Source organism: Demequina sp. TMPB413 (assembly GCF_020447105.2).
GTDB lineage: Bacteria > Actinomycetota > Actinomycetes > Actinomycetales > Demequinaceae > Demequina.
In genome coordinates, this window is record NZ_CP096184.1 from 1943357 (window position 1) to 1955005 (window position 11649).

General features: G+C 65.2%; 13 protein-coding genes. 5 read left to right on the forward strand and 8 right to left on the reverse strand.

Going from position 1 to position 11649, the window contains the following annotated elements; translation table 11 throughout:
- Window positions 1-100 precede the first annotated feature (100 nt).
- Window positions 101-793, reverse strand: coding sequence for a response regulator transcription factor (locus tag LGT36_RS09345; RefSeq protein WP_226096166.1), 693 nt, complete (start codon window positions 791-793; stop codon window positions 101-103).
- Entirely contained in the window at window positions 790-1902 is a 1113-nt protein-coding gene (locus tag LGT36_RS09350; protein WP_226096167.1) for a cell wall metabolism sensor histidine kinase WalK, read from the reverse strand. Before LGT36_RS09350 ends, LGT36_RS09345 begins: the two co-directional genes overlap by 4 nt.
- Before the next feature lie 143 nt (window positions 1903-2045).
- Between LGT36_RS09350 and phoU the strand changes: the two genes are divergently transcribed.
- Complete coding sequence (phoU, locus tag LGT36_RS09355; RefSeq protein ID WP_226096168.1) at window positions 2046-2705, forward strand: phosphate signaling complex protein PhoU; 660 nt, start codon at window positions 2046-2048, stop codon at window positions 2703-2705.
- Window positions 2706-2807: 102 nt separating this feature from the next.
- On the opposite strand, the gene LGT36_RS09360 is transcribed toward phoU, so the two are convergent.
- From LGT36_RS09360 to nadC, 6 genes are all read right to left on the reverse strand, one after another.
- Entirely contained in the window at window positions 2808-3551 is a 744-nt protein-coding gene (locus LGT36_RS09360; protein WP_226096169.1) for a phosphoglyceromutase, read from the reverse strand.
- An 80-nt stretch (window positions 3552-3631) separates the two neighbouring features.
- On the reverse strand, window positions 3632-4711 hold the full coding sequence (locus tag LGT36_RS09365) for a beta-propeller fold lactonase family protein (RefSeq protein ID WP_226096170.1): 1080 nt from the start codon (window positions 4709-4711) through the stop codon (window positions 3632-3634).
- A 62-nt stretch (window positions 4712-4773) separates the two neighbouring features.
- Window positions 4774-5085, reverse strand: a complete 312-nt coding sequence (locus tag LGT36_RS09370) for an Lsr2 family protein (protein WP_226096171.1) — start codon at window positions 5083-5085, stop codon at window positions 4774-4776.
- 148 nt (window positions 5086-5233) lie between these two features.
- Window positions 5234-5422, reverse strand: a complete 189-nt coding sequence (locus LGT36_RS09375; protein ID WP_226096172.1) for a hypothetical protein — start codon at window positions 5420-5422, stop codon at window positions 5234-5236.
- The gene (gene lysS, locus LGT36_RS09380; protein ID WP_226096181.1) at window positions 5419-6885 is read right to left on the reverse strand and encodes a lysine--tRNA ligase; all 1467 of its coding nucleotides are present in this window, start codon (window positions 6883-6885) and stop codon (window positions 5419-5421) included. The genes LGT36_RS09375 and lysS overlap by 4 nt, the downstream gene beginning before the upstream one ends.
- 68 nt (window positions 6886-6953) lie before the next feature.
- On the reverse strand, window positions 6954-7883 hold the full coding sequence (nadC, locus tag LGT36_RS09385; RefSeq protein ID WP_226096173.1) for a carboxylating nicotinate-nucleotide diphosphorylase: 930 nt from the start codon (window positions 7881-7883) through the stop codon (window positions 6954-6956).
- A gap of 121 nt (window positions 7884-8004) precedes the next feature.
- On the opposite strand from nadC, the gene LGT36_RS09390 reads away from it, so the two are divergent.
- The 4 genes from LGT36_RS09390 (at window position 8005) to LGT36_RS09405 (ending at window position 11642) form a co-directional block, all read left to right on the forward strand.
- Window positions 8005-8274 (forward strand): metal-sensitive transcriptional regulator, encoded by a 270-nt coding sequence (locus LGT36_RS09390; protein WP_226096176.1) that lies wholly within the window; start codon window positions 8005-8007, stop codon window positions 8272-8274.
- Window positions 8275-8399: 125 nt separating this feature from the next.
- On the forward strand, window positions 8400-8669 hold the full coding sequence (locus tag LGT36_RS09395) for a hypothetical protein (protein WP_226096177.1): 270 nt from the start codon (window positions 8400-8402) through the stop codon (window positions 8667-8669).
- Window positions 8670-8674: 5 nt separating this feature from the next.
- On the forward strand, window positions 8675-10945 hold the full coding sequence (locus tag LGT36_RS09400; RefSeq protein WP_370634323.1) for a DUF6571 family protein: 2271 nt from the start codon (window positions 8675-8677) through the stop codon (window positions 10943-10945).
- Window positions 10932-11642 carry a hypothetical protein gene (locus LGT36_RS09405; RefSeq protein ID WP_248642059.1) on the forward strand — a complete coding sequence of 237 codons (711 nt, stop codon included), beginning with the start codon at window positions 10932-10934 and terminating at the stop codon, window positions 11640-11642. Before LGT36_RS09400 ends, LGT36_RS09405 begins: the two co-directional genes overlap by 14 nt.
- The last annotated feature ends 7 nt before the right edge of the window (window positions 11643-11649 follow it).

Genomic DNA, 11649 nt, shown 5'->3' on the forward strand with positions numbered 1-11649 from the left:
AAGGATGCAAGGTAACGCGCATCGACGGAAGGTCTGAACGGGGGGTGAACGTTCGGTGAACGCACATCACGGTTCGACAACGCCCCCCGTTCAGGGGGCTTTACGGCTCAAAGGTGTAGCCGACGCCGCGCACCGTTTGCAGGTGCTGTGGCGAGCCTGGCTCGTCCTCTATCCGGCCGCGGAGCCGCTTGATGTGGACGTCGAGAGTCTTCGTGTCCCCGAAGTAATCGGCTCCCCAAACGCGGTCGATGATGACCTGGCGGGTCAGTACGCGGCCAGCATTGGCGGCGAGCAAGTAGAACAGCGCGAACTCCTTGGGCGGCAGGGACTGTGCGACACCGTCCTTGGTGACGGTGAGGCGCTCTGGATCGAGAGTGAAGCGGGAGACGGTGAGCCGCGTCGGTTCGTCATCGAGGTCGGCCGGTAGCGCACTCGCCCTACGCAGCACGTTGCGCACCCTCGCCACCAACTCCCTGCCGCTAAAGGGCTTGGTGACGTAGTCGTCGGCGCCGAGTTCCAGCCCGATGATCTTGTCGACCTGGTCGTCTCGCGCCGTCACCATGACGACCGGAACGTCGGAATGCGTCCTGATTGCGCGAAACACGTCCGTGCCCGATACCTCGGGAAGCATGAGGTCGAGAAGCACCACGTCGGCGCCGTCGCGTTCAAAGGCCTCGATGCCCTCCCGGCCGTTGGCTGCGAGGGTGACACGGAAACCCTCGCGTTCGAAGATGAATCGCAGCGAGTCGCGATAGGTCTCCTCGTCCTCGACGATTAAGACGTGGTCGGTCATGGTGACTCCTGGTATCCGGGAAGGGTCAAGGTGAAGGTGGAGCCCACCGAGGGCTGGGACCAGACTGTCACCGCCCCTGAGTGTTGCAGCGCCACGTGCTTGACGATGCTCAGCCCCAGGCCGGTGCCTCCCGTCTGCCTGGCCCTCGCGGGATCGGTGCGGTAGAACCGCTCGAAGATGCGCTCTTGATCTTTGGCGTCGATGCCGATTCCCTGATCCATGACCGCGATAGACACGGCGTCTTCGTGGGTGGTCACGGAAGCCGTGACGCGCGATCCCGCGTCTGAGTAGGCGATGGCGTTGTCGACGAGGTTGCGGACTGCCATGACCAAGAGGTCCCTGTCACCCAAGACCATGGGGCGGGCCCTCAGGTCGGCGACCAGCTCGATTCGTTTGGTCTCCGCAGCAAGGCGCGCGCCCTCGAAAGCCTCGTGGACCACGCCAGCGACGTCGATCTCCTCATGGTCGAGCACCGACTCGCCGCCCTGGAGCCGCGAGATGTCGATGATCTCCTGGATGAGTTTCGTAAGCCTCCTGGCCTCGCGGCGCATCTTGACCGCGAACTGGCGCACCAGTTCCGGATCGTCCGCCGTGTCTTCGACGTTCTCTGCCAACAAGGACAAAGCGCCGATCGGAGTCTTCAGTTCGTGCGAGACATTGACGGCAAACTCGCGCCGTGTTGCCTCCGCGGCCCGTTGCTCCGTGTTGTCGTTCGCCACCGCTAGCGCCAGTTCCTCGTCGATGGGCGTCACCCTCACGTGGACAAGAGACACGGCGCCAAGCACCCCGCGCCGCACTTCGACTTCTTCCTCGACCACCTCGCCCGTACTCCACGCCCGCTCGGCCAGGTCGGCAACGCCGTCGTGAAGCGCGCCGTCCGGTCTGGCGATTCCCAACGCCGCGGCCGAATGGTTCGAGAAGGATGCCCTGCGATCGCGCCGCACGATGACTGCTCCCGACTGCAAGGCACCGACGATTTGGCGCGTGCGGTGCGGCACCAAGGTGCGCGCGACCACCTCCTGCTTGGCGCGTCGGCGCAATAGGAGCGCACCAAGGAGCACTCCGCCGCAAAAGGCAAGGGCCATCGCAAGCCATGCGAGCGGTGTCATGCCGCCACAGTATCCATAGGAGGTCGGCTTTACCGAAAGTTCACAGTCGTCATCGATTGTTCACCACGCCCAACGCCCACTTCTTCTTCCCGACGCGTCACGAGTGCCACACTAGGAACGATTAGCGATACCAAGGGAGACCCATGCGCACGCTGTTTACCGCCGAGATGTCGGAACTTGCCGATGATCTTGCCGCCATGGCTCGGCACGTGTCGACCGCCATCGACCAGGCGGGCGAGGCACTACTGACCAAGAACGTGGAAATGGCCCAGCAAGTCATTGCCAACGACGCCACACTCGATGACATCGAGGGAACAGTCGACGAACGCTGCGTCCTGCTCATCGCACAACAGCAGCCCGTTGGCCTTGACCTGCGGACCATCATTGTCAGCTTGCGCATCTCCGCAGCGCTCGAGCGCATGGGCGACCTGGCTCAGCACATCGCCGAAGCCGCGCGTCGCGCGTACCCAGACAGCGCCTTCCCCGACTCGCACGCCGATGTGGTCGAGGGGATGGTCGTGGCCGCCAGGAAGGCCGCTCAAGAGGTCGCCGAACTGATCGAGGGGCGCGACCTGAACGTCGCCGCAGGAATCGTGAGCGACGACGACACTCTCGACCAGCTCCACGCCGAGGCATACCAGCGACTGCTCGCCGAGGACTTCGTGGGTAGCCCGCAAGAGATCCTCAACATCTCGCTGCTCGCACGCTACTTCGAACGCTTTGGCGACCACGCCGTCGGCGTCTCCCGCAGGATCGTCTACTTGGTCACGGGTGACCACACTGGCGAGTCCGCTCGCATCTAGCGTCTCCTGACGCGCAAACGACGAAGGGCCCCGCCGTGAGGCGGGGCCCTTCGCTTTGTCGGCCGACAATGAGAGGTCGACCGAACGCTTACTTTGAGGCTACTACTTCTTGCCCTGATTGGCCACGGCCTGAATGGCAGCTGCCGCGGCGTCGGCGTCAAGGTACGTGCCGCCCGGCTTGATGGGCTTGAGGGTCTGCTCGTCGAGTTCGTAGACGAGCGGGATGCCCGTGGGCACGTTGACGCCCACGATGTCGTCGTCAGCGATGCCGTCCAGGTACTTGATGATGGCGCGCAAGGAGTTGCCGTGTGCGGCCACCATGACCGTTTTGCCTTCCTTGAGATCAGGAACGATCGCGGACTCCCAGTACGGCAGCGCGCGCTCAAGGACGTCCTTGAGGCATTCGGTCTTGGGAATCGGCTCGCCGGCGTAGCGGGGGTCTCCCTCTTGGGTGTACTCGTTGTCCGCAGAGATCACGGGCGGCGGCACGTCGTAGGAACGGCGCCACGTCATGAACTTCTCTTCGCCGTACTGCTCGAGGGTCTCGGCCTTGTTCTTGCCCTGGAGGTCTCCGTAGTGGCGCTCGTTGAGGCGCCAGTTGCGCTTGACGGGAACCCAGTGCCTGTCGGCGGCGTCGAGCGCGAGGTTCGCGGTCATGATGGCGCGACGCAGCAACGAGGTGTGGACGACGTCGGGAAGCACGCCTTCCTCCTTGAGCAGCTCGCCGCCGCGTACGGCCTCGCCCCAGCCCTTCTCGTTCAGGGGCACGTCGACCCAACCGGTAAACAGGTTCTTGGCGTTCCATTCGCTCTCGCCGTGGCGGAGCAGGATGAGTGTGTAGGTCATGGGTCCATCCTGACGCATGGCGGCGGACGGTGCACGCATCGAACGTCCCGACGGCGCGACGTGCGGACCGTTTTCTCGGTTTAGGAGAGGGGAACGACGCAGGCGGGGCTCGTGATGGGGGCCGACGTGTGCGGCAGCGAAGCGACCGCGCCAGATTCCGATTCAGGAGGCAACGCCAAAACGTCGGCCAAAGCGTAGGCACGCACTTCGTGGCCGCGCTCGGCACCCACGATCAGTTGCTCGCCGACGACCGCGAAGTGGCGCGGCCAGTGACCGGCATCGAAGGCGGCCCTGTAGGTCAACTCGCCTTCAGGAGCGATGTCGAACACGGAAATGACGTCCGCCCCCCTCACGGACACCAGCAGGACGTCGCCTCGCTCGCGATGCACGATATCGACGTGAGCGTCGTACAAGGTGTCGCCGGAGCGCAGCGGAACCAGCGTGGTCTGGTGCTCTGCAATGACCTCGGCCGTGCCAGACGCGCCATCCCACCGCAGCGTCCGCACGTAATGGTCGAGCTCGCACACGACGTAGATCAGGTCGCCGCGCACGGCGAGATGGCGCGGGCCGGACCCTGGCTGCAGCGTCGCGGCAATGCCGGGTTGATACAGCAGCCCGTCGGCACCCACGTTGTAGCGCCGCAGTTGGTCGGTGCCGAGATCAGCAATGAGCAGGTGCCTGCCACCGGGCGCGAAGGCGGCGAAGTGCGCGTGCGGCCCTTGTTGGCGATCGCTGCGCGGCCCCGATCCCTCGTGTGACACGGTCTGCGCGGGTGCGGTGGCGTGGGGAATGCCGCCAGGCGCGAGAGGGATCACGCTCACATCCCCGTTGCCGTAATGGCTGACGTAGAGGGTCGCTCCGTCAGGGGCAACCAGGGCGTGGCACCCGTATGCGCCCCCTGCGTCGATCCGAGCCAACTCTCGCGGGGGCTCGGTACCCACATCCCACACCGCCACGGTGGTGGGCTCCGTCTCCTCCACCACGTAGATCACCGGTGCTTGCGGATGTGTGACCGCAAAGGACGGAGCGGGCTCGACAGTGACCTGGGCCGCGGTCATGTCGCCCTCGGCGTCGATCTGGGCGCGCCACACGCCCTCGCCCTTGCCCGGCTCAGTGCCAAGGCCTGCCTGCGGATACGTTCCCACGAAGAAGGAGGTCATGTCCTAAGACTGGCACGAGCATGGCCGCGACACGAGGGGGATGTGTCGCGGCCAGCCCTGGCCTAGTGAGCCGCGTCGTACGCGGAACGTACGGTGGCCGAAATGCGGCCGCGCTCCGATACCTCGAAGCCGTTCTGCTTAGCCCACGCCCTGACCTTGCTGGTGTCGGCACCGCCGCGCGGCTTGCTCGTACCCCTGGCGGATACCTTGCGAGCGGCGGAAACCCACGGCGCGAACGCCGCGCGCATCTCGGTGGCGTGGGCGGTCGACAGGTCGATCTCGTACTGGGTGTTGTCGACCGCGAACCTCAGCGTCTCATCTGCCGAACCACCATCAACATCGTCGACCAGGACAACCTGGACTTTCTGAGCCATGCGACTTCCTTTCTTCAGCGTCCCGACCATCTTTGCATCATCAGCAGGATAGTGCGTATCGAGAGCGATTTCCCTGTCAATTCTTGATTGGGGGGTCGACCCTTTCCCCTAAGCGACAAAGTCGAACCACGCAAACGAGCGAAATCCGCTATTGCGCGTCCTGGCCGCCGTGTTCGGCCGTCAGCCGCTGGGCAGCCTCTTCCTCTTCGCGGTCCAACTGAGCGATCGCTTCTCTCTCGCGGCGATCCGCTCTCATGATTCCGCGCATCACAAAGAAGAACAACCCGCCGACACCAAGCGACGGCAGGATGCCTGCAGCAAGGGCGGTGGCGTTCATGGCCTCTCCTCAGGCTTGACCAAGGGAAAGAGAATCGTCTCCCGAATCCCCAGTCCTGTCAGCGCCATCAGCAGTCGATCAATTCCCATGCCCATGCCGCCCGCTGGGGGCATGCCGTGCTCCATCGCGGTCAGGAAGTCTTCGTCGAGCCGCATCGCCTCGGCATCGCCGAGCGCGGCGAGTCGCGCCTGCTGTTCAAAGCGTTCGCGCTGGATCACAGGGTCAACCAACTCTGAGTACGCGGTCGCGAGTTCGAAGCCGCTCACGTAGAGGTCCCACTTCTCCACGAGTCCAGGAGTCTCCCTATGGTCTCGCGTGAGCGGGCTCGTCTCTACGGGGAAGTCCCTCACAAAGGTCGGCCTCGTCAGGCTCTCGCCCACGTGGTGCTCCCAGAGCTCCTCGACAAGCTTGCCGTGATTGGTGTGCTTGGGATCCACCGAGATCTCGGCCTTGTCGCACCAGGCCTGCAGTTCAGCAACCGGCGTCTCGGGTGTGATGTCGGTTCCGATTGCCTCCGACAGAGATCCGTAGAGCGTGATGGACGGCCACTCACCTCCGAGTTCGTATTCCTCGCCGTTCGCGTGGGTCACGGTGGTGGTTCCAAACAGATCAACGGCCGACGTTTGAATCAGGTTCTGCGTGAGCGTCGCCATGGTCGAGTAGTCGCCGTAGGCCTCGTACGCCTCGAGCATCGAGAACTCGGGCGAGTGCGACGAGTCGGCGCCTTCATTGCGGAAATTTCGGTTGATCTCGAAGACCTTTTCAATGCCGCCCACGACGGCCCGCTTGAGGAATAGCTCCGGCGCGATGCGCATATAGAGATCAATGTCGAACGCGTTCATGTGGGTCACAAATGGCCGTGCCGCCGCGCCGCCGTGCTGCGTCTGGAGCATCGGCGTCTCAATCTCGATGAACCCGCGACCGTGCAGGGACTCTCGCAAAGAGCGCATGAGACGCGCACGTTGGCGAGCGGTGTCACGTGCGAGCGGCCGCACGATCAGGTCGATGTAGCGCTGACGGACTCGGGTGTCTTCGGCAAGATCCTTGTGAAGGACGGGCAGCGGCCGCAAGGCCTTGGCCGCGAGGGACCACTCGGAGACAAAGACGCTCACCTCGCCGCGGCGGGACTTTCCCGCTCGCCCTTGGGCGAACAGGTGATCGCCGAGGTCAACGTCGGTCTTGAATGCAGCAAGCGAGTCTTCGCCGACGGCGGCAAGGCTCACCATCAACTGCAGCCTGTTGCCTTCGCCATCTTGGATGGCGGCGAAGCACAGCTTTCCCGTGTTACGCACAAAGACCACGCGACCGGCTACCGCCACGACGTCGTCCGTCTCCACGCCGTCCTCGATCGACGCGTAGGCCGCCGAGACGTCGGCGATCTGGTGCGTCACCGGAACGGACACGGGGTATGCCTGCCCGCCAGCGGCGAGAATGCGGTCGCGCTTGTCGCGCCGCACGCGCATCTGCTCGGGGAGGTCTTCTACTATCGGCTGCTCAGTCACGGGCTCAAGGCTACCCGGCGCACGGAGCCCTACGTGAGGGCGCTGCCCGCCTTCGCCTCGCGCACGTCGAGCGCGATATCCAGGATGGCCGAGCTATGGGTGAGCGCGCCCACCGACATGAAGTCCACGCCGGTTGCCGCAACGTCGGCCGCGTTCGCGAGCGTGAGCCCTCCCGTGGCCTCGAAGCGCACCGCACCGTACTGATCGTCCATGCCGCGGATCTCGGCGATCAACTCCGCCATCTGTGCGGGGGGCATGTTGTCCAGCATGAGGAAGCGAATGCCCGCGGCGAGGGCCTCCAAGGCCTGGTCGCGCCCCTCGACTTCCACCTGAAGGGGAACGTCGGGAAAGGCCTGTCGGATCGCGGCCACGGCGTCGGCGATGGACCCCGATGCGATGATGTGGTTGTCCTTGATCATCGCGCAGTCGTACAGACCGAATCGCTTGTTCACTCCCCCGCCGCACCGCACCGCGTATTTGTCGAGCTCTCGTAACAGAGGAGTGGTCTTGCGGGTGTCCAGCACCCGTGCTTCGGTGCCTGCGAGCGCGTCGGCCCAGCGCCTCGTGTGGGTGGCGACTCCCGACGCCCTGGACATGAGGTTGAGGACGGTGCGCTCCGCAATGAGGACCACGTGCCCTGCACCCTCGACGCGGGCCACGCTGGTTCCCGCCGCGATGGCGTCGCCGTCGGCTGCGAGGTGTTGCACGCGCGGGACGTCAAGGCCGAGCCGCTGCGCTACCTGTGTCATCGCGTCCTCGACGACGCCGATGCCGGCGAGCACGCCGTCGTCTCTGACCACGACGTCGCCGGTGACCTGGAGCGTCGGCGCGATGGTCGCCTGCGTGGTCACGTCTCTACCAGGGCGTCCGCCCAGGTCCTCGTCGAGCGCGGCGGCGACGGTGGCCTTGAGCCACGCGGGGTCGAGTTCACGGTCTTGAGGCAGGTCTTCGGGCATCATGTGCCTATTGTGGCGCGCTCACGAGGTGGGCGCGGGACCGAAGACCTTTCGCGCAGGGTACGGGCGGGGGTATATTGAGCGCGGACGCGGTGCGTGTGCGCCGCGCCGAAAGGGAGGCGTCATGTCGGCTGTTCACTTGGAGCCGCAAGACCTCGAGCCTGTCATCAAGCGCTTGCGCCGCGCGCAGGGTCAACTTGCCGGTGTGCTCAACATGATCGACGAGGGCCGCGACTGCGGCGACGTCGTCACCCAACTGGCCGCCGTCTCGAAGGCCATCGACCGCGCCGGCTTCACCATGATCGCGGCGGGCCTGCAGCAGTGCATCCGGTCGGACGAGGACGAGACGGACGCGCGCGAGCGACTCGAGAAGATGTTCATGTCGCTGTCCTGAGGATGGATAGTTATCCCCACCTAGGCGACACCTCTTGTGCGAGCGTGACCCCACCCCGCTAGCCTGTCTGCCAGGGGTGTGCTCTGGGCGCGCCTCACACCGGGGGGCGAACGATGAGTTCGAGAATGTCGGCCGATACGGACGCCGTACGCGACGCTGGCCTCGCCATCGGCGGGTGGGCGAGCACGCTGGCCGCGGCGCCACACACGGCACACTGTTCTCTCAGTCAGTGCGGGTCCTCTCTCGTCGCCGGCGCCGGTGCCACCAGCGAAGACAACTTCCGAGTTCAGGCTCTCGTGATCGAGACTGAGATGCGCGACCTCGCCCAGGCGGCGGGTCTTGCCGCCTCCGCCCTTGAGGTGTGGGACCGCCACGGCATCAACTTGGAACTGTGAGCACGATGAGCTCCTATCCAGAGGTCGGTCACACCGGACAAGTGCGCGAGTTCGCCGACACCCAGAGGCTTCGCTCGCAGTCGCTTCACACCTTGGCGGACGACGTGGGGCGGCTCCAAGGGAGTTCCTCTTTTGCGGGGTGGAACAGCCAGGTCGCGGATTCCTACCGTGCGCGGCTGACCCGCCTCGGCGCACTTCTCGGTGACGTCGCGGCGGTGACCGACAGGTGGGATCGTTCGGCGCGCAGCTACGCCGACAGCCTCGACGCAATGGGCCGCACGGCAGAAGGAGCCCGCCAGGACGTCAGTTCAGGGACGGCGATGCGGGCGGGACTCATGCACGTGAGTCCCGAATCGCTCCCGCCGGGCTATTGGGCACAGCGGGTGTCAGAAGCCGACGACCTGATCGCTCAGGGGCACGGCGCTCTGTACGCGCTCCAGCAGCAGCGCAGTGTGATCGACACGGCCTTCGCCTCGTCCCTGGCCTACGTGGGCGGCGTCGCGCAAAGTGTCGACTGGGCAGGCATGGTCTCGCTCTACGCGGGAGCCCAATCCGTGGCGGACATCCGCGAGCGCAGGGCCGAGCTTCTCGCCGAGGCCAACCGCCTTGCCGACGCCGTTGAGGGGTTCTCTTCTGACGCCGATGACATTGCCGCGCTGACTGCGCTCCTACAGAGCATGGGCGCCGACCCAGGGCTTGCGGGCGCCTTCTGGAGTGGGCGCGGTGGGGACACGGTGCTCGACCTCATGGAGGCGGGGCTCAGGCAATATGGCGGCGACGGCTTCACCACCGCTTTCCACAGCGACGAGGACCGCGAAGCCGCCCTGGCCTTTGCGCGCGCCATCCGCGAGTCCCTCGCGAGCGGTTCGGCCACCTGGGGCGAGGCGGCCGCAAGGAACTTCGCCTCGCAGATGTTGACCGGCGACGATTGGCCCGGTGGGAACGGGTTCCGGACCAATCACCTCGCGGGCGTCGGCTTCTTGTTTGACGACGCCGACAACCACCCCATGGGTCCTGGCTTCACCACCGCGATGGCCGACCTGTTCGACATGCGGGAGCGCGGAGAGGGTGTGCCTGGCGAGGCCAGGGGATCATCCCAACTTGAGGCTGGCGCCACCTACGGATTGTTCGATGGGATCGCGATCGTTGACCAACTCGAGCGCGGCGAGGCGTACGGCAGCAACGTCGGCTCTGGAACCGGTACGCCGGTGCGGGATCCCATGGGCAGGGTGCTCGACACGCTGGGCCACTACCCTGACGCTGCCTGGGAATGGCTGTCGGCCGACGGTGGCACCCTCGCCAACGGTGCGCCTGCGATCGCGGGCGACAAGGTCGCGTACTGGTCCTCGCGCGACTGGTCGGCCGACGGTTGGGACGGCTTCGGGTCGATGTGGGAGGGGTCAATGCGTGCCGATGGCGGGTTCATGGACGGACCGCCGAATTCCTCTACGTGGGACGCCCAATGCGACGTTGCCGTGCGCGTCGTCGATGGGCTCGAACGAGGCCTCGAGCCAGTGCGCCCAGGGGACCTCTCCGTGGGAGGCGCCCTCGCGCTGGGCACCGGACTAGCCGAAATCATGCCGCTCATCGAGCCCACGATATGGTCGAGCGGCACGATCGAGGGCAACCTCGATCACGGCCGGTCCGTCGCCGGGATGCCGGGCGACGTCACGGTTCCGAATTTCAACGATGACGCGCTCGGCGAGGTGATGGGCCACGTGGGAAGCACTGTTGATGGCTTCGCTGCTCTGCGCTCGGGCGTCTCTCATACCCAGGACCTGTTGCTTCACGACGCTGATGCGGGGGGGACCTACCAGACGTGGGATTCGGGCCTCAAGCGTGTGACCGACCTGGAAGGAGCCTTCGAAGGCGCACTCGGCGGCGCCGACATCCTCCAGGGTCGCTTCGATGACAACGTGGTGCGCCAGAAGCTTGCCGCCATGGACCTCCTATGGAGCGTAGCCCCGCTGCCGGACCTTGGCGCAGTAGGAAACCTCGCTGTGGGCCAAGGCTCGTCTGCGGTGGCTGGCAGCTTCGAAAGCGCGGTAGTCAACAACGAGAGACTCGCCGTCGAATTCACCGATGTCTCGAGCATCGCCGGGAGCGGAGTCATTGCCGCTCAAATCTCACGCCTCGACAACGATCCGTCGTTGTCGCTTCAAGGAGTCGTACTTGAGGGCGACGTGAACGGGACCGACAGGACAGAGTGGCTGAACAGCTTTGCAGACGAATACAGGGCGTACTTCGGCGAGGGGGCACGGGATGGTTCGCACTAGCTCGAGCGGAACCAGCATCGGGCCAGCTACGACGCGCCGCAGGTTGGGGATGGGCGCGTTGCTGTCGGCACTGCTCCTAGCCGGGTGCTCTCCGTCCGCGAGCGACCTCGAACCGCCAGACATCGTCTGGCCTGGCGGTATACCGAGCGGGCCCCTCGAGGACTCGGAGTGGGGTCAGGCGTACCGGAACGCCGAGATCCAACTGTCGACCGCGCAGGCTTTTGGTGACTTCTCCGACCCCGATCTCATCGCTGCCGTCGGATATGACTACGCTGACACGGCCGCATGGGCTTCGAGCATTGCGGAGTTCGACATTGCTAGTGAGAGCCAAGAGAGCATCGACTCCTACACGGCCTTTGCCTCCAAGGGCGTCATCATCGATATCTTGGAGCAGCCGGACGGACAGTCGGCAGAGGTACTCGTCTGCGGCGGCTGGAATAGCACCGCCACAGGTGTGAGGACCCTCCTGTATGCCTGGACACTGACGCGCGAAGCGAATGGCTCCATCACCGCGGGTTACCAAATCGGGGACGTAGGCCATTACGAGGACGACCCTGGTGGACCCCGGTGCCGTCACGAGGTATCGCAGCCCGGTCTTTGGGTAGAACCGTTTGACCCGAAAGATATCGACCTCAAGAACATCAAAGAGCCTCTGCCCCGCGAGTACTACATCGACCTGGGCGTCATCAGTGAGTAGGCGAACC